The sequence below is a fragment of the Pedobacter frigidisoli genome (genome assembly GCF_004331675.1).
GTDB classification, from domain to species: Bacteria; Bacteroidota; Bacteroidia; order Sphingobacteriales; family Sphingobacteriaceae; genus Pedobacter; species Pedobacter frigidisoli.
In genome coordinates, this window is the sequence record NZ_SJSN01000003.1 from 247,466 (window position 1) to 265,207 (window position 17,742).

Below are 17,742 nucleotides of genomic sequence, written 5' to 3' on the forward strand. Positions count from 1 at the left end.
CGGTAAATATGGCAGCCGATAGTCCTGCTAACGTTTCAAGTCCCGATAAAGCCTGTGCAAACTAGCAAGCAGGGAAATTAAATCACAGTACAGATGTATAAATCGGGAGCTTTACACTTATATCAGGTTTAGAAAACCAAGGAAGCCACCATTTTGAAACAGGTAAACCCAAAAAGATTCCCGAATCTCATCGGTCATTTTTATAACAAGATTTCTAGTTTCTCTCCGATAAAATTGAGATGAAAACGAACTAATTAGCGATCAGCAACCTCAAAAAGTAGCAGAAACCTAGTTTAGTAAACGGGATGGGAATGATATCCTTTTTGATGTACCTATTTTTAAATTCAGCAGCAACATTAACAAAAAGATTCAATGTAAAGCCCGACGAACATTGAAAACGCTACAGGTTTTGCTTTCCAAAAACTGTACACTTTAAAAACTCTGTAGTACATTCGATTTCTACTCATTAGCTCACCAAAAGTTTGTAACCCTTACCGTGAACATTTATAATTTCTACATTTGAATCTCCACGTAAATATTTACGCAACTTACTCAAGAACACATCCATACTACGTCCATTAAAATAGTTATCGTCGTGCCAAATGCTCAATAATGCCTCTTCTCTAGTCAAAACCGTATTTTTCTTTAGGCATAATAAACGCAATAATTCAGCTTCCTTAGTCGATAGCTTTTGTGTTTCCTCACCATTTGCAATAATTTGTGTGGTATAATCGAAAATATATTTTCCCACTGAGAATTGAGTTTCCGCAGCTTCTTCGTTTTGATCACCTTTACCTGCTACACGCTTGAACATGGCATTTATGCGAAGCAAAAGCTCTTCGATACGGAAAGGTTTTGTAATGTAATCATCGCCACCTAGATCATACGCCGCAGATTTATCTTCGAGCATGGTTTTGGCCGTTGCAAAAATAATCGGAATGTGGGCATTTACCTTCCTCACATCCTTGCCCAATGTAAAACCATCCTTTTTAGGCATCATTACATCAAAAATGCAGAGATCGAAACTTTGTTTATTAAAGGCTTTTAAACCTTCTTCGCCATCGGTACACAGCACAACATCAAACTTTCCCTTTAGCTGCAAATAATCTTGTAGCAATAAACCTAAATTCGGATCGTCTTCAACCAGAAGTATTTTTTTCATTTTCTTAATTTTATTCACTTATGTAGCATTACCTACACTCAAAGTTTGATTCTGAATATGCCTAACGGTTTAACTGTTGTGACGATTAAATAATATGCCACTATCAGGCAGATTAAACCTGCTTAATTGCTATGTATCGATAAAGCAACCTTTTGTACCGATGTTTGGTCGATTTATAAAGGTAAAGATATTTCGAACGTTGTGCCCCTATCTTTTTCGCTACTTACCTTAATGCTGCCGTTAAGTTTTTTAATAATATCCTGAACGTAGTTTAACCCAAGTCCGAAACCTTTAACATCGTGCAAATTACCCGTTGGAACCCTGTAAAACTGATCAAAAACCCGTTTAGATTGCTCTTTGGTCATTCCAATTCCTTTATCTGAAATTTCGATGATTAAATTTTTGCTTGTATTTCTAGTTGATATTGTAATGTCTGGCGTATCAACACTGTATTTATTTGCATTATCTATCAGGTTGTAAATTACATTTGATAGATGCAATTCATCGCCAAAAACGGTTGCATTTTCGGCATCTGTATTTACGGTCACTATGGCATTTCTTTTTTGAAGTTGAAGACCCATGCTATCTAAAACGATAATGATGAGGTCGTTCATATCTACCTCGGTATTATCCATGTGAAGCTCGCTTTTTTCTAATCGGGCAATACTTAAAACACGTTCTATATGACTCCCCAAACGCACATTTTCATCATAAATAATGTTAGCCAGACGCTTCAACCTCACTTTATCTTCCGTAACTTCCGGATCTTTTAAGGCCTCGCTGGCAATCATAATCGTAGCCACTGGAGTTTTAAACTCGTGCGTCATGTTATTGATGAAATCTGTTTTCATTTCTGATATTTTCTTCTGCTTCACAATGGTGTAAAGTGTATAAGAAAATATGAAGACCAATACCAATAATAAGCCCCCAGAAGAAGCCAGTGTTGCGCTTAAGTTAGAAAGGATGGCCGAATTCTTATTTGGAAAACTAACGATTAACATCCCTGGATCGCGAAATAAATCGTTACCAAATAATGGTGTTTTATAAGTATTTTCTGGTAAAAACTCACCCTGAATGTTAGATACGTTTGTATAAATGGTAGAATCCTTTTTTGCTAGAGATACGCGATAAGCAGGTTTTAAATTGATATTATTGGCTAAGAGTTCTTGTTTTAAGATATTACCCAACGAATTTAAATCGATGCGTTTGTATATTGGAACGTTTACCTCCTGTAATTCTTTTGAAACATCTTCTACTACACTTAAGCGGGTGTAAGTAAAGGTATCTTTTCCTAAGGCAGCGATTTTTAATCCTAATTTTTTCTTCGCAATATCATCCTCACGCTTAAATTTCTTTTCTAGATCATCAGAAATTTTAGGCAACCCAACTAACAGTGGATTTCCGGTCATTGGATCAGCTACCAAATATCGAATCGTATCTGGCAAATTCTGGGGCGTTCTAAAATTAAAGGTTTTTGCATCTGGCGAAATCAACTTCGTCCTCATGCTATAGCCCTTTAGGTTTAAACTATTCAAATCAACCAAAGCGTCCATTTCTACATCCAAACGCGTACCTGTGATAGATGATTTAGGTGCAGAAAGTGATTTAAACTCTGTTTCTGAGATTAATTTTGGTCCTCGGTAAGAAGCTCGAATGATACTATCTTGCTGGTTAAGGTAGTTTTCGATTTGGTTTTCTCGCTCGGCTTGTCTTAATTCGGATTCTTGTGCATATTGCTGCCTTAAATCTTTAACATCAAGCCCTCTTTGTCTCGAATCTTGCAAGTATTTTAACCTTTTCTCCGCATCCTTTTTATTAAGATGATCGGCTACATTTCTACGCTGAACCTTATTTACAACTGCAGTTAACGTTTGATTTACCTGCTCATCGAAAAGCTGTGATTTTAGTTTGTACGATTCCCTGATGTAATACAGCTGCATTACAAATACACCAAGCAAAGCAACCGTCATTAAAACGGTAATAAACCAAAAACTCTTTTTCTTCATTAAATAAAATTGATCAGCAATTACTAAAGGACGGGAAGCCTTAATCTACTATCAATCATCAAAAATAACGAATAACGAATTGATGCTGTTGTTTTTAACATAATTTAACAAGGGATGGCAATCCATTATAAGCAAGGCAGATGGAGGGTTTTTTCCACAAAAAATGCCGAGGCAAAAGTCTCGGCATGGTTCAAAATTGTTTGATTTAAAAAAGATTCTTTATTTAGAAAGGCAAGTCATCGTCTTCACCTGCTGTTGTGCTTACATCAACTGGAGCTGCATAAGCTGGAGTAGCTGCTGTTGGAGCGCCTGCCGCAATAGCATTAATTCTCCAAATTACTAAACTATTAAAATATGATGTTTTACCTGCTTTATCTGTCCAAGGGCGACCGCGTAAATTAAAGAAAACCTCAACCTCATCGCCTGCTTTAAATGTATCTAATAATGCGGTTTTATCTTGCAAAGCCTCAAAACGAATATATTCTGGGTATGTTGGGTTTTCTGCAAATTCTACTATTAAATCACGTTTTTTAAACGTTTCACTTACTTGCTGTGTGGCACCTACTTCGTGTACTTTTCCTTTAATTTCCATAACTAATACTAATATTGTACTTACTAACACCAAATCTCTATAATTTTATTGATAACTTCGCATATATTATGATGCAAGTTTTCCACAATAAAAGCAAGGTAATCATTACCTGCAACAAGCGCCTTTCTCCGTATTTACAAGATGAGGTTACGGCTTTAGGCTATACCATTGAACGGGCCTTTCCTACTGGCGTTGAGTTAAATATCACCCTTACAGAGTGTATTAAGCTAAATTTGAACTTGCGTTGTGCCAGTCAGATTTTGTATTCGATAAAAAATTTCAAGGCCATTACGCCAGATGATTTATACAATGAGATTGGTACCATTGAGTGGGAGGAATTGATCGATTTTTCTGGTTATTTCTCGGTTACCTCGAACGTAGACAATCCAAATATTACCACGCCATTGTTTGCCAACTTAAAGGTTAAGGATGCAATTGTAGATCGCATGAAAGAGAAAAAAGGCATTCGCCCAAATTCTGGTTCCGATGGCAATAAGGCAGTTGTACATTTATACTGGAAAGATGCTGAGGCTGATGTCTTTATTGATACCTCGGGCGAAACATTGGCAAAACATGGTTATCGTAAAATTCCAGGCAAAGCACCAATGCTCGAGGCACTGGCTTCTGGTGTGATATATGCCACAAACTGGGATAAAAAATCACCGTTTATCAATCCAATGTGCGGATCTGGCACCTTGGCTATTGAAGCGGCATTAATCGCCACCAACCGTGCCCCAGGCTTATACCGTATGAACTATGGTTTTATGCATATTCTTGGTTACAACGAGGAAGAATTCTTTGCTGAGCGTAGAATTTTAAAGGATCAGGTGATTAAAAATGTAGATCTTAAAATTATAGCTACCGATCTTTCTGAAGATGCCGTAGAAGTTACCCGTAAAAATGCAAAAACTGCTGGAGTAGATACTTTTATGGAGTTTGAGGTATGCGATTTTGAACTTACCGAAGTTCCTGAAGATGGTAGAGGCGTTGTAGTTTTCAATCCTGAATATGGAGAACGTTTAGGTGTGCATAGCAAATTAGAATCTACTTACAAACGCATGGGCGATTTCTTGAAATCAAAGTGTAAAGGTTATTCTGGTTATATTTTTACTGGAAACCCCGATCTTGCCAAAAAAATTGGCTTAAAGGCTTCCAAAAAAGTAGAATTCTACAATGGTAAATTAGATTGCCGAATGCTAGAATATGAACTTTACGATGGCACTCGCCGAGCACCCCAAATAGACGCCTAGTCTTTTTGCTTGAAAATTAATATATTACGCTCTCTTACGTACCATAACGTAGATAATTTTTATTATATGGAATTTGATGACATGGATCATATGCCCGAATGGGAGCATTTTAGCCGCTTTGGCCGAGATGATGAGGATGAAGAAAATTTATCAACTGATGATGCAGAAAAAGTTAGACTAAAAGTTACTAGGGCAAAAAGCCTATATAACCAAGCTAGGGCTGTTTATAAATATGCAGCCCTATTTTGCGAAACTCTGAAAGGTGAGATGGCTGAAATGACTGCAAGCCTGATTATGCAAAATGCGTTAATGCTTTGCCCAAAAATTATTGGCGCTGAAGGCGCAGATATGTATATTTTAAGAATGGAAAACGCTTCAATTATTCGCACCAATTGCCGTGAACTCGAAACGCAGGTTCGTGCCGCAGATATGTTTGAGATTTGCACTCCAGAATATAAGGATATCGTATTGGATGAAATTGAAAAATTCCGTGTCTTATTTGTTGAATGGGTTAAATACTTTGAAAAAGATGAATTTGAGGATGATTGGGGATTATATTAATCTTCAGTGCCGCTTTTTTATCTTCAAAACCTAAAACCTATATAGGGAAACAACATGTTTTAATCCCTCCTACCAATTAGCAATCCGTAGATTATCCAGTTCTATTGAATAAATCAATGTTTAAACTTTTTTTAGCAAAAAAAATATGTTTACCATTGCTAATCAGTTTAAAAACATCATATTAGAATAGATTAAACTTTTATCTACAAAACTTGTTATAGTAATTCGTTTGTTTGTCCTTTTTGCATAATTCCTTATAGTGCTAAAAAAACCTTAAGAAAAATCTAAACTGGCCGAAGTCTCGTACATGAAAGAAACATTTAAAATTATCCCTAATATGGAAGATGTATTGGCTTTGAAGACGAAGAATGTTGCTGGGAATATTAGAAAAATCAGAGAATACAGAGATTATACTCAAGATTATCTTGCAGCAAAACTTAAAATATCCCAAAATGCTTATAGCAAAATTGAGCTAGGATATAGTAAATTAACTGTTGACCGTTTGTTTCAAATAGCGGCAATTTTAGAAGTTGAAGTGCCTCATCTATTGACACTTAATCACAATGATTTAATAAAGATTATTGCTGATGATGAAAGTAGAGCAGTAGCAGCGAATTAATATTCGCTGTTTTCTGTTGATATCATTTCTTTCTACCTGCACATATTTCCAATACCTTTGGAACAAATAATTATTATGCAGGACCATATTCTAAAAACCATCGATTTTGTTAAGCAAACGTTAGCCCATGCCGAAGCTGGTCATGATTGGTTTCATATTGAGCGAGTTTTTAAAACTTCTCAAAATATTAATCAAAACGAAAAAGGCGATGAACTTGTTGTGGCCTTTGCAGCCTTATTACATGATATTGCCGATCCAAAATTTAATGATGGCGACGAAGAATTGGGGCCAAATGTGGCAGAATCTTTCTTAAAATCTATTGCTGTTGATGAAGAAACGGTTGAACATGTAAAATTGATCATTCAAAATATGTCTTTTAAGAATAGTTTTGATGATACCAGTTTTACCTCAAAGGAAATGCAAATTGTTCAGGATGCCGATCGATTAGATGCCATTGGTGCCATTGGTATCGCAAGGGCATTTACCTATGGAGGTTTCAAAAACCGTGTACTTTACGATCCTGCCATTCTACCAGAGCAGCACCTAACCAAAGAAACCTATAAAAATACAACTGCTCCAACCATCAATCACTTTTACGAAAAGTTGCTTCTATTAAAAGATATGATGAATACGGAAGCTGGAAAGGCGATTGCGCAGGAACGACATGATTTCATGCTTTTGTATTTAGATCATTTTTATAATGAGTGGGAAGGTAATTAGGTTAATTTAAAATACTTATATCTAAGTATTTCATAATAAGATATTTGAGCTTAACTTTATAAAAATTAGCCCTCATGAAATCTTATCAATTAAAATATCACAAAAATAGTGTGCTATTAATTGCAATGCTTGTCATTCCATTTTTCTTTATTTCCCTGCTGTTTTACATTCTATTTAGTTTACCAACTTCCATTTCAGAATTATCTATTTTGGCTTTGGTATTATCTTCGATCGCTTCTGTTTTTTTACTTTTATTTTGGGTTAAAGAAACTCAGATTTTCGTTACCGCTAAAATAATTATCAATAATGAGGGGATTGCGTTTGAACTAAAAAAATCCTCACTCTTTTACTGGCGAACTTCGTTTTTCTCGGGATGGGAAAGAGTAAGTAATATTACTGAAATGTTCGATAATCACAATGGGGGATATTTTTATCAAATTACATTTAAGAATCCTGCGTTTACCGTAAATTTTAGTCCATTAAAAAACCACCAATTAGAAGCTGAGCATTTCTTTGCCGAGCTGCAGTATTATCAGGAAAATTTCAATCTTGATCATAATATTCCATTTGTTAGAAATCACTCTCTCAAATCTTTCGCATAAATTTAATGCGGTAATATTCCAAAACAGAATAGGAATTAGAAAACATAATACTAATAAATTTAGTTTTAAAGCTATATTTGTTAGTAAATAATATTCCTATGTCATTCGATCGAATTCGTGAAAAATTAAATATTTTGGCCGATGCTGCCAAGTATGATGTATCATGTTCATCTAGCGGCGGAACAAGAAAAAATGACAATAAAGGCTTGGGCGATAGTCACAGCTCGGGCATTTGCCATACCTACACTGAGGATGGGCGATGTGTTTCCTTGTTAAAAATTTTGCTAACCAACCACTGCATTTACGATTGTTTATTCTGCGTTTCGAGAAAAAGTAATGATGTAAAACGTGCCGCTTTTACAGTTGATGAAGTGGTAGAACTTACGATGAATTTTTACAGAAGAAATTACATTGAGGGATTGTTCTTGAGCTCGGGGATTTTCAAAAATGCCGATTTTACAATGGAAAGGTTGCTTTTGGTTTGTAAGAAACTTCGCTTGGAGCAAAATTACAATGGCTATATCCATTTAAAAACCATTCCTGGCGCAAGCGATGAGTTAATAAAAGAGGCCGGATTATACGCTGATAGAATGAGCATTAATTTAGAAATGCCAACCGAGGCAGGATTGAAACTTTTAGCGCCCGAAAAAAGCCATGCCGACGTGATAAAACCATTAGCTTTTGTGCCGCAAAACATTACACAATTTGCTGCCGATAAAAAATTAATCAAGCATGTTCCAAAATTTGTTCCTGCAGGGCAAAGTACCCAAATGGTTATTGGCGCTACGCCAGAAACCGATAAGGATATCATGTACACGGCGAATGCTTTCTACAAAAATTTTTCTTTAAAACGAGTTTATTATTCTGGGTATGTTCCAATTAGCAACGATACAAGAATGCCTATTTTAGGAACACAACCACCTTTGTTAAGAGAAAATCGCTTGTATCAAACAGATTGGCTGATGCGTTTTTATGGTTTTAAGGTTCAGGAAATCTTAAATGATGCCAACCCGAATTTGGATGTAGATATCGATCCTAAACTGAGTTGGGCCATCCGCAATATGCAACATTTTCCAGTAGACATTAACAAAGCTGATTATAGAATGATCTTGAGAATTCCTGGTATTGGCGTAATGTCTGCACAAAAAATTGTTCAGGCCAGAAAGTTCGGCAAGCTGAGAATTGACCAACTTAAAAAAATTGGAGTTGCTTATAATCGGGCAAAGCACTTTATTACCTGTGCTGACAGTCCTTATCAATTAAAAGATTATCAAGGCACTCAGATTAAGGCATTTATTCTAGCAGAGAGTCAGAGTAAATATTTGAAGACAGATAGTAATCAAATGATTTTATTTTAGATTTTTAGTTTCTGAAACAAAGAAAACACGGAATTAAATGACCTATATTTTCGATAGCTCCCTACCCGGACTTTTAACTGCGGTGTTTGAATGGTTTGAACGCAAGCCGGGAAAAGTTGTGCTAAAATCAACCGAAATTTTTCAACCAGAAGCCTTTTCTGAGAGCTTTACCGTTGCAACAAATTCAGAAAAGGCAGATAGAGTATGGGCAGGACTGCAAAAAAAATTGAAGAAAGATTGGCTAAGAAAATTTTACTGTTCATATTTATCTGAAATTCCAGAAGCTTATAATCATCTGTTTCAGTTTACCATTTATATTTTCCAGAACTCGACTGGTGCGGAAACTAATTATGGAAACGAACATGTAATTGCTTTGGCCAAATATGCAAAAAGTGTAGAAAGAGAAAAACATAGAATGGAAGCTTTTATTCGCTTTCAACATACTGCTGATGGAATTTTCTATACTGGTGTTAACCCAGATTTTAATGTTCTGCCTTTAATTTCTAATCATTTTAAAAATCGTTATGCCGACCAGCAGTGGATTATTTATGATTTAAAGCGCAAATATGGTCTGCATTATAATTTAAACACTGTTGAAGAAATTACCATAGACTTTACAAATGGCGTAAATAGTAAAAATCCATCCGCTATCTTATTGGATGAAAAGGAAGAGCTCTATTCGGTTTTATGGAAAGATTATTTTAAAAGTGCCAATATAGTTGCCCGCAAAAACACTAAACTGCATGTTCAACATGTACCAAAAAGGTATTGGAAATATTTAACTGAAAAGCAGTTGAGTTAAAAAAATCTTAGTTAAGTTCGTAGAAAAGAATCATAATGTGGCTTAAATACACTTTAACTTTTCTGATGTTATTGACATCAAGTTTATCAATTGCACAAATAAAAGGTGAATATGTTTATTCTGCCGGGATTGACGCAGGCACTAGAACATTAACGTTTAATGGGTTGAGTTTTTCAGATAAATATACAGGCCATATGAATGATGCTTTTGGAGAAGGCTCTTTCAAAATGGCAAACAATAGTCTTTACTTGAACTATTTCAAATTAAAGGACAAAGATTCTTCCGTTTATAAAATTGATACACGTAAGGACCCGTTGAACTTAACACGCATTTATGTTCAGGTATTCGACGAAAAGATACCGCTCATCGCCGCCTCAGTGGCAATAAGGGATCAGGATTTTAACCTATTGTTTTATGTTAGGACCGCAGGCAATGGCACTGCCGATCTAACAATCAGAAAACTAGAAAGGGCTCATTACCTTACAGTAGATTTTATCGGCTTCAATCGTGTTACCATTCCTTTGAGCCAACTTGCAGGTAAAGCAAATAATATTTTTGTTGGCCTCAAACCTCAAAAAACAATGATCGAACCACCACGCACAGATGTTTATCGGATTATTAAATTTGAGGAAAAAACATTGACACTACTTGATATAAACAGAAGAGAATATATATTCAAAAAAGTTAAATAGCTTTCATTACTAAATGTACAGATATGGCTTAACAATCATTTAACATAAAACCACTAAATTGCGGCATGAAATTAAGTGTGCTGGTTTTATTTACTGCCGTTGCCGTTGCCCTTTCTATTGGCATGGTTAACTTCTATTTTCAGCATAGCTGGTATTATTTAGCTATTTCTTTCGGGGTTTCTTTCTTAAGTAGTTTCTTAGTTTTTTATTATTTACTGGAAAAATACATCTACACCAAAATCAAGTTGATATATAAGCTTATCCATAATTTAAAATTGGGTAAGGATTTGAAAGATGCGCTCGGCGAATATGTAAGTTCTGATCCTATTAACGACGTAGAACAAGAGGTAAAGGAATGGGCAGGTGCCAAGAAAAAGGAAATCGACTTACTTAAAAAACAAGAGCAGTTTCGTAGAGAATTTCTCTCAAATGTTTCTCACGAATTTAAAACACCGCTTTTTGCCATTCAAGGTTATATAGAAACTTTGCAAGATTGCATTGAAGACGACCCTGAAATGGCGGTGAAATTTCTTAAAAAGGCCGAAAATAATGTTGAGCGTTTAAGTTATTTAATTAATGATTTAGATGCCATTGCTAAGCTCGAAACAGGAGAATCGCCAATTAATTATCAAAAATTTGATTTCGTACAGCTTGCGAAAGAAGTGATGGAAAATTTAGAGGATAGAGCGACACGAAAAAATGTTAAACTGTTCTTTAAGGATAAGTATACTGCGGTAACCATGGTTAATGCCGATAGAGAGAAAATCCGTCAGGTTTTAATCAATTTGATGGTAAACAGCATTAAATATGGTATTGAAAATGGAGAAACAGCACTTAAAATTTTTGAGCTTCACGATCAGGTTTTAATTGAAGTTACCGACAATGGAATTGGCATTGAGGAGAAACACTTATTTAGATTATTTGAACGCTTTTACCGTATTGATACCCATAGAGCCAGAGAAGTTGGTGGCACAGGCTTAGGTTTAGCTATTGTTAAACATATTTTAGAGGCGCATGAGCAAACGATTTCCGTTCGCAGTACGCCAGGAATTGGAACCACGTTTGCTTTTACGTTGCAAAAAGGTGGATAGTTAGTTTAAGTTTAACCGCAAAGTTCGCGGAGTCAAAGCGCAAAGAACGCAAAGTTTGGCGCAAATGGTTACCAGAGCTCACAGAGCACACAGAGTTGGGAGCAAAGGTTTTTTAAACCATGCAAGGCATTTAAGAAAATATAAGCTCGTGGGTTTATTTCAAACTACGAGGGGTCTCCCCCGCTGGAGGGGGCAGAGGGAGGGTTTTTGATCCAGCACTTCCTCTAAAACATCATCCTTAATTCTTTTTTGCGAAAGCTTTGTGGCCTTTGCGGTTAACCTTTAGGCGCCAAGGTTCTTAACCATATAAGGCATTTAAGAAAATATAAGCTCATGAATTTATTTTAAACTCTGAGGGGTTTCCCCCGCTGGAGGGGGGCGGGAATTAAGAACAACCTCCTTCGGTTCTTAAACCCGATATTGCCAAATAGCTCCTACCTGATTTTTATCGGGAGGACTATAGGCTATTAGCGGGGCTGTTGTTCCCGAAAAGCTAGTTACGCTTGTTTTCCAAATCTTAACGGTTCACTGTCAACCAACTAAAAAGATGCAGAAATGACTAAAACAGCGCTCAATCACTTAATATAATTTGGAACTTAACATTAACTTAACATTGAGCTTGTAGCTTTGCAACATATTAAAAATTAACATGAACAATATTTTTAAGTTCTTTACGCCTCAGGATAAAAAATTTCATCCGCTTTTTGAGCAAGCTGGTAGCAACGCACTAAAAATTTCAGAAACACTGTTAGAAATGGTGAGCACAGCTGATGCTGAAAGCAGAAAGACAATTTTTAAGGAAATTGAACGCCTAGAACACGTTGGCGATGATATTACCCATTCGATTTTTCTTGAGTTAAGCAGAAACTTCATTACTCCATTTGATAGAGAAGATATTCACCAATTGGCTACAGCTGTTGATGATGTTGCCGATTATATTTATGGTACCGCAAATCGCATGCAAATGTATGGTATGAATACAATTAGCGAACCGATTGTTAAAATCGCAGAGCTCTTGGTGGAAATGTGTACTGATATTGACAAGGCAATTAAGGAATTACGCAGTTTCAAAAACATCCGCGTTATTGCTGATGCTTGTATACGCATTAATAGTGGCGAGAACCAAGCTGATTACGTATTTACATTGGCGGTTGCCCGTTTGTTTGAATACGAAACCAATGCGATTGAATTAATTAAACAAAAAGAGGTTTTACAAACGATAGAAAAAGCGACAGATAAGTGTGAGGATGTAGCGAATGTGCTTGAAACTATCTTGGTTAAAAACGCTTAATAAAACATAAACATGGTAACTACCTTATTGGTTGTTGTTGTAATTCTGGCCATTGCTTTCGATTACATTAATGGCTTCCACGATGCCGCTAATTCGATTGCAACGGTTGTTTCTACAAAAGTTCTTACGCCTTTCCAGGCGGTTTTGTGGGCTGCGCTTTTTAATTTCGCTGCCTATTTTTATTTTACCGATCACAAAGTGGCCAACACGGTTGCTAAAACCGTTATCGAGCATTTTATTACACTAGAAGTTATTCTTGCAGGTTTAATCGCTGCAATTATCTGGAATCTTTTAACCTGGTGGTACGGAATTCCCTCAAGTTCATCTCACACACTAATTGGCGGTTTCGCTGGCGCTGGTATGACGTATGCCATCATTACAGGTGCAAGCCCGCTAGATGCCGTGAATATGGGTTATGTAATTAAAATCATTTCATTTATTGTTTTGGCACCGATAATCGGCTTGGTGATATCGGTTACACTTACCTTAATTATCATCAATATTTGCAAAAATGCAAAGCCTGCAACTGCAGAGAAATGGTTTAAACGTTTGCAGTTGATTTCATCAGCTGCATTGAGTTTCTTTCACGGTGGTAACGATGCGCAAAAGGTAATGGGAATTATAGCAACCGCTTTAATTGCCGCTAAGGTTATTCCAAATTTCGAGGCGATGCCTTGGTGGGTTCCTGTAGCTTGTTATTCTGCCATATCGTTAGGCACAATGAGTGGTGGTTGGAAAATCGTTAAAACAATGGGCTCAAAAATTACCAAAGTAACGGCGCTTGAGGGTGTTGCTGCAGAGGGTGCGGGTGCAATTACATTAGGAATTACGGAGCATTTTGGCATACCGGTTTCAACTACACACACTATTACAGGTTCGATTGTAGGTGTTGGAGTTGTTAAAAGTGTATCGGCAGTGCGTTGGGGTGTAACTATTAACTTGATTTGGGCATGGATTTTAACCATCCCGGTTTCGGCAACATTGGCTGCAATCATTTATGCGGCAATTTATTACCTAAAGTAAAAACAAAATCCTTTAAATATAATACTCAGAAGACTAAGGCGGATTGCTTTAGTCTTTTTTTTTGCCTTACCCTATTAAAGCCAGCAGGTTTGGTTAAGTTCTGCTGTCCCTCTCCAAAAGAGAGGGATTTCGGAAACTGTGACTTTAAATATATTGTTTAAAAACATTTTGCCGCATCCTCTTTTCGAGGTTTGGGGTTACAAATTCCGCTTCATTTCCTTGGCAACTTCCTGAGCCAAAATGTCATCACTTTGTTCCAAGTTTTTAATAATGCTTTCCTTATTTGCAGCGGAATGGTTCTGGCTCATTTTAAAAACGTGGTCGATATCGCTTACCAAAATTTCAAAACCAGTTATTGCTTTCAAATGCTTTTGAATATAAGCCTCATCCATCTTATTAAAGGCCGCAGGACTGCTTTTAGGATTTTCGTACTTATCGGTTAAATCTTTTATTACCTGATACGTTTCCTCAGCATTCAATAGTCTGATTATTCCTTTAGCTTGAACGGTTTTATAATTCCAGGTAGATGCTGATTGGGGATTTTCATAAACCGATGCGCTGACGTAAGCATGAGCGCCAGTAAAAATCGCCAGTACATTCGGGTTTTGCTCAAAAGCTTTAAAATGGTCGGTTTTAGTCATGATGTGCCCGATGAGTTTAATAACCTCGCCATCCACAACCGTTTTAACGGGAACTTGAGTAGCCACGGGAAATTCGCCATCAAAACCAACTAAGGTTATAAAGGTATTTTGATGCATAAACGCAAGAATTTCTTCTTGATTATCGCTAGTGAAAGATGGGAGTTTGTACATGATTTAGGTTTGTCGTAATTGCGAGGCACGAAGCAATCTTACAATGATTGGTTATTATTATCAGCGAAAGCATTAAGATTGCTTCGAGCCTCGCAATAACGATGTTTAAAACTTAACGCTCATTTCAACCAGGTCATTTCCGTTTTTAGGTAAAACCCATTCAGGACCGGTTTCGATAAGCCGCTTAGCCTCAGCATCTGCTTTTTTGCTTAGCGATTTTATAACATTAACGTTCGTTGGCCGTCCGTTCTTTTTAACTTTGAAGCTTACAATTACAAACTGCTCAGGTCCATTCGGGTTGTAAAGTTTGTTGTTGCTTTCTAGGTATTGCTTGTAGTTAATAGTAGAAACAGGAATAGGTTTTGTTATTTCATCTGCAGATTTTCCATCCAAGTTTTGCTCAGCACGAAGTGTAATTTTTGGAGCAGCGATATTCTCTTTCTTACGACCATTTGAACCTGTAATCAAGGCGATTTCTTGTAAAGATTTATCACCTGTCATTGCATTTCTAATTGCATTCGGATCAGTAATGCCGGTTATTGGCCTTTCTCTAAAGCCGATTGCATTTATCAAAAGATCTTTATCCTTTGCATTACTATCAGCCGGCAGGGTAAAGAAACCTTTTGCATCTGTAGCGGTCATACTTTTCGATCCAGCTAACTTTACCACGGCACCTTGGATTGGTTGTCCACTATTTTGATCTACTACATTTCCACTAAAAACTATTCTATTCGATGTCGTTGTTGGCGATGCGGCCAAAGTTGCTACGCTAGACGCCTCAATTTCCTGCCTTAATGTACTCGAAGTTTCTGCCTTTTGGGTATTTGGAGCAACATAGGCTTTAGCTTCAGCACTTTTTGTTACAGGAGCAGTTTTTGTATTCTTGGCTAAATCACTATTCTTAGCATCGACGATAGCTTTATCTATTAAGGCAGATTTAGAAATTTCATTTGCTTTAACAGCAGTATCTTTAGCTTTAGGTGCCACAGAAGCAAGCGCACTAGAAGAATCCAGATTAACTACAACCCCTTGATTTTTTCTTGCTGCGATTTCTGCATTCTTACGATTTGTCTCACGCATAAAAAACAAGATACTTACCGCAATAAAAGCAACGGTTGCGGTTGCAGCAATACTTAAACGCTGTGTGGTAATGCCCCACATTTTGCGCCTAAGTGGTTTTTCAGTAATCCTATCATGAAGCTGTTTCTGTAAAATAGAAAGAGTTTGCTTACGTTTCGGCGATTGGCGCAAACCCTCAAGCGCCTCGGCAACAAAAGGGTCGTCTAAAGCCTGCCTTTCTACAAAGTGCATACCTTTAGCATCAAGCTTACCATCGAGGTAATCTTCCAGCACATCAATATCTAACCAATCGTTATTCACTACTATTTTTCTCTATACAAATCTTTAAATTCCGCTTACCGTTTTGAATATAGCTTTTCACCTTAAGCATGTCGTAGCCCGTTATATCGGCCACTTCCTTATAACATTTCTCTTGTAAATAAAATAAATCTACGCTTTTTCGCTGTTCTTCAGGCAAAGTTTCCATGCACTTTTCCATTATGGTAAGCTGCGTTTCTTTTGTGTTGTCAATATCCAGATGCACAAACTCTGTGTTTTCCACAAAAGTATCGTCTATTGAAACGTTATTGTGTTTCGCCGATTTCCTAAGCGCCATTAAGCAATGGTTACGCGTTAATACGTGCAGCCAGCTTTTAAAATTCTGTACCTCGTGTATTTTGAGTTTGGTTACCAGTTCCTCGAAAATCTGCATTACGGCATCTTTGCTCAGCTCCTCGTCTTTGAAATAATTGAGGCAAACCCCAAAAACCAAATGCATGTATTTATTGTAAAGCGTACCCAAGGAGTCTAAATCGCCAGTATTTTTATACTCGGCAATTAAGTCTGCATCTTCTTTCTGGTTATTTCCAGCTGTATTTTTTATAAACTTCAAAAAAATTGGGTAGCTATTTCGAATTATCCCTCAAGTATAAAAAATATTTTTCGCTAAGGCAGAATTAAAGATATCAAAATGAGGTTTAATTGATTATTTGGAAAGCAATGTTCTCGGCTTTTGGGTAGCGGCAGTCCCGGTCTCACTAAAATCTTTTTGTAAAGTTACTAACTCTAACAGGCGTTTTGCTTATTAGAGTTAGTAACTTTTAAAACAAAAGTATTTCCGTTAAATCGGGTTTATAAAACTTAGTTCAGTACAAGAAACTGAGATGTAAAGCCCAAAGAGTATTTAGCAATTCGACAAACCATTATCTTTGCGCAAACAAATCCAACCACAATTTATGGCAGTTGTTTTGCTTATCAAGATTTAAACACACACAAAATGAAAAAAATTAATATTCTATCTGCATCTCTGGCATTAATATTATTCACAAACCTAAATGTTAACGCTCAAATAAAATTAAGCGACATTTTTAAAAAAATCATCGAGAAACAAGGCACAACTACAACGGGTGCAATGGGAACTCCATCTACTTTTGAAATTGGACAGGGCATTAAAGAAGCTTTGCAAATCGGTGTTTCTGCAGGTGCCGATAGATTATCGGTTAAGGATGGTTTTTTAGGCAATTTAGCCGTAAAGATTTTAATGCCTCCCGAAGCACAGAAAGTAGAGAAAACGCTACGAAGCATTGGTTTGAATAAACTTTGCGATAACGTGATTGTAAGCTTGAATCGTGCGGCAGAAGATGCGGCAACAGAAGCTAAGCCTATCTTCATTTCGGCCATTAAACAAATGACTTTAACTGATGCCACGAATATTCTTTTAGGCAACAATGATGCGGCAACAGCCTATTTTAAACGAGTAACAACTTCGCAGTTAATGCAAAAGTTTAGTCCGATTGTAACCACTAGCTTAAGCAAAGTTAACGCAACGAAATACTATTCTGATTTAACTTCACAATATAACCGCTTACCTTTAGTAAAACCTGTAAATACTAACTTAACGGAATACGTTACGCAAAAAGCAATTGATGGTTTGTTTTTGGAAGTTGCGAAAGAAGAACTTAAAATTAGGGGAAACCTAAGTTCTAGAAGTTCTACCTTGTTGCAGAAAGTATTTGGCTATGCCGATAAGAAAAAGATTTAAGTCTTGGTAAAATCATAAAAAGGAAAGATTCAGGTTTCGAAAGCGGCTGAATCTTTTTTGT

18 protein-coding genes are annotated in these 17,742 nt (G+C 36.6%); 12 read left to right on the top strand and 6 right to left on the bottom strand.

Translation table 11 applies throughout. From position 1 onward, the window contains the following. Positions 1–466: 466 nt before the first annotated feature. From EZ449_RS05220 to EZ449_RS05230, 3 genes are all read right to left on the bottom strand, one after another. Positions 467–1,162 (bottom strand): response regulator transcription factor, encoded by a 696-nt coding sequence (locus EZ449_RS05220; protein ID WP_205942947.1) that lies wholly within the window; start codon positions 1,160–1,162, stop codon positions 467–469. Positions 1,163–1,335: 173 nt separating this feature from the next. Beyond that, positions 1,336–3,168 (bottom strand): sensor histidine kinase, encoded by a 1,833-nt coding sequence (locus tag EZ449_RS05225; protein WP_131556912.1) that lies wholly within the window; start codon positions 3,166–3,168, stop codon positions 1,336–1,338. A 223-nt stretch (positions 3,169–3,391) separates the two neighbouring features. Continuing rightward, complete coding sequence (locus EZ449_RS05230) at positions 3,392–3,760, bottom strand: DUF3127 domain-containing protein (RefSeq protein WP_131556913.1); 369 nt, start codon at positions 3,758–3,760, stop codon at positions 3,392–3,394. Between the two features lie 71 nt (positions 3,761–3,831). Between EZ449_RS05230 and EZ449_RS05235 the strand changes: the two genes are divergently transcribed. From EZ449_RS05235 to EZ449_RS05285, 11 genes are all read left to right on the top strand, one after another. Next, positions 3,832–5,010: a THUMP domain-containing class I SAM-dependent RNA methyltransferase gene (locus EZ449_RS05235; RefSeq protein ID WP_131557017.1), complete on the top strand. Its 1,179-nt coding sequence runs from the start codon at positions 3,832–3,834 to the stop codon at positions 5,008–5,010. Between the two features lie 9 nt (positions 5,011–5,019). Next, entirely contained in the window at positions 5,020–5,571 is a 552-nt protein-coding gene (locus EZ449_RS05240; protein ID WP_131556914.1) for a hypothetical protein, read from the top strand. Positions 5,572–5,878: 307 nt separating this feature from the next. Further along, positions 5,879–6,190: a helix-turn-helix domain-containing protein gene (locus tag EZ449_RS05245; protein ID WP_225872239.1), complete on the top strand. Its 312-nt coding sequence runs from the start codon at positions 5,879–5,881 to the stop codon at positions 6,188–6,190. A 75-nt stretch (positions 6,191–6,265) separates the two neighbouring features. Next, on the top strand, positions 6,266–6,910 hold the full coding sequence (locus tag EZ449_RS05250) for an HD domain-containing protein (RefSeq protein WP_131557019.1): 645 nt from the start codon (positions 6,266–6,268) through the stop codon (positions 6,908–6,910). Positions 6,911–6,984: 74 nt separating this feature from the next. Further along, entirely contained in the window at positions 6,985–7,512 is a 528-nt protein-coding gene (locus EZ449_RS05255) for a hypothetical protein (RefSeq protein ID WP_131556915.1), read from the top strand. A 98-nt stretch (positions 7,513–7,610) separates the two neighbouring features. Further along, positions 7,611–8,870, top strand: coding sequence for a putative DNA modification/repair radical SAM protein (locus EZ449_RS05260; protein ID WP_131556916.1), 1,260 nt, complete (start codon positions 7,611–7,613; stop codon positions 8,868–8,870). A 37-nt stretch (positions 8,871–8,907) separates the two neighbouring features. Next, the gene (locus tag EZ449_RS05265) at positions 8,908–9,672 is read left to right on the top strand and encodes a TIGR03915 family putative DNA repair protein (RefSeq protein WP_131556917.1); all 765 of its coding nucleotides are present in this window, start codon (positions 8,908–8,910) and stop codon (positions 9,670–9,672) included. 65 nt (positions 9,673–9,737) lie between these two features. After that, positions 9,738–10,364, top strand: coding sequence for a hypothetical protein (locus EZ449_RS05270; RefSeq protein ID WP_131556918.1), 627 nt, complete (start codon positions 9,738–9,740; stop codon positions 10,362–10,364). 65 nt (positions 10,365–10,429) lie between these two features. Continuing rightward, a complete protein-coding gene (locus tag EZ449_RS05275; RefSeq protein ID WP_131556919.1) occupies positions 10,430–11,455 on the top strand; it encodes a sensor histidine kinase in 1,026 nt (341 codons plus the stop codon). Between the two features lie 649 nt (positions 11,456–12,104). Beyond that, the gene (locus EZ449_RS05280; RefSeq protein ID WP_205942948.1) at positions 12,105–12,746 is read left to right on the top strand and encodes a DUF47 domain-containing protein; all 642 of its coding nucleotides are present in this window, start codon (positions 12,105–12,107) and stop codon (positions 12,744–12,746) included. A 12-nt stretch (positions 12,747–12,758) separates the two neighbouring features. After that, a complete protein-coding gene (locus tag EZ449_RS05285) occupies positions 12,759–13,769 on the top strand; it encodes an inorganic phosphate transporter (RefSeq protein WP_131556921.1) in 1,011 nt (336 codons plus the stop codon). 197 nt (positions 13,770–13,966) lie between these two features. Here EZ449_RS05285 and EZ449_RS05290 read toward each other — a convergent pair whose 3' ends face one another. From EZ449_RS05290 to EZ449_RS05300, 3 genes are all read right to left on the bottom strand, one after another. Beyond that, positions 13,967–14,581: an FMN-binding negative transcriptional regulator gene (locus tag EZ449_RS05290; RefSeq protein ID WP_131556922.1), complete on the bottom strand. Its 615-nt coding sequence runs from the start codon at positions 14,579–14,581 to the stop codon at positions 13,967–13,969. 105 nt (positions 14,582–14,686) lie between these two features. After that, positions 14,687–15,961 (bottom strand): carboxypeptidase-like regulatory domain-containing protein, encoded by a 1,275-nt coding sequence (locus tag EZ449_RS05295; RefSeq protein WP_131556923.1) that lies wholly within the window; start codon positions 15,959–15,961, stop codon positions 14,687–14,689. Then, positions 15,954–16,532 (bottom strand): RNA polymerase sigma factor, encoded by a 579-nt coding sequence (locus EZ449_RS05300; RefSeq protein ID WP_131556924.1) that lies wholly within the window; start codon positions 16,530–16,532, stop codon positions 15,954–15,956. Before EZ449_RS05300 ends, EZ449_RS05295 begins: the two co-directional genes overlap by 8 nt. 384 nt (positions 16,533–16,916) lie before the next feature. On the opposite strand from EZ449_RS05300, the gene EZ449_RS05305 reads away from it, so the two are divergent. Next, positions 16,917–17,681 (top strand): DUF4197 domain-containing protein, encoded by a 765-nt coding sequence (locus EZ449_RS05305; RefSeq protein WP_131556925.1) that lies wholly within the window; start codon positions 16,917–16,919, stop codon positions 17,679–17,681. Positions 17,682–17,742: the final 61 nt, after the last annotated feature.

Bases quoted from the DNA above. Each gene is read 5' to 3' on its own strand.
- EZ449_RS05220 (WP_205942947.1), bottom strand. From the start codon at position 1,162: ATGAAAAAAATACTTCTGGTTGAAGACGATCCGAATTTAGGTTTATTG.
- EZ449_RS05225 (WP_131556912.1), bottom strand. From the start codon at position 3,168: ATGAAGAAAAAGAGTTTTTGGTTTATTACCGTTTTAATGACGGTTGCT.
- EZ449_RS05230 (WP_131556913.1), bottom strand. From the start codon at position 3,760: ATGGAAATTAAAGGAAAAGTACACGAAGTAGGTGCCACACAGCAAGTA.
- EZ449_RS05235 (WP_131557017.1), top strand. From the start codon at position 3,832: ATGCAAGTTTTCCACAATAAAAGCAAGGTAATCATTACCTGCAACAAG.
- EZ449_RS05245 (WP_225872239.1), top strand. From the start codon at position 5,879: ATGAAAGAAACATTTAAAATTATCCCTAATATGGAAGATGTATTGGCT.
- EZ449_RS05250 (WP_131557019.1), top strand. From the start codon at position 6,266: ATGCAGGACCATATTCTAAAAACCATCGATTTTGTTAAGCAAACGTTA.
- EZ449_RS05255 (WP_131556915.1), top strand. From the start codon at position 6,985: ATGAAATCTTATCAATTAAAATATCACAAAAATAGTGTGCTATTAATT.
- EZ449_RS05260 (WP_131556916.1), top strand. From the start codon at position 7,611: ATGTCATTCGATCGAATTCGTGAAAAATTAAATATTTTGGCCGATGCT.
- EZ449_RS05265 (WP_131556917.1), top strand. From the start codon at position 8,908: ATGACCTATATTTTCGATAGCTCCCTACCCGGACTTTTAACTGCGGTG.
- EZ449_RS05270 (WP_131556918.1), top strand. From the start codon at position 9,738: ATGTTATTGACATCAAGTTTATCAATTGCACAAATAAAAGGTGAATAT.
- EZ449_RS05275 (WP_131556919.1), top strand. From the start codon at position 10,430: ATGAAATTAAGTGTGCTGGTTTTATTTACTGCCGTTGCCGTTGCCCTT.
- EZ449_RS05280 (WP_205942948.1), top strand. From the start codon at position 12,105: ATGAACAATATTTTTAAGTTCTTTACGCCTCAGGATAAAAAATTTCAT.
- EZ449_RS05285 (WP_131556921.1), top strand. From the start codon at position 12,759: ATGGTAACTACCTTATTGGTTGTTGTTGTAATTCTGGCCATTGCTTTC.
- EZ449_RS05290 (WP_131556922.1), bottom strand. From the start codon at position 14,581: ATGTACAAACTCCCATCTTTCACTAGCGATAATCAAGAAGAAATTCTT.
- EZ449_RS05305 (WP_131556925.1), top strand. From the start codon at position 16,917: ATGAAAAAAATTAATATTCTATCTGCATCTCTGGCATTAATATTATTC.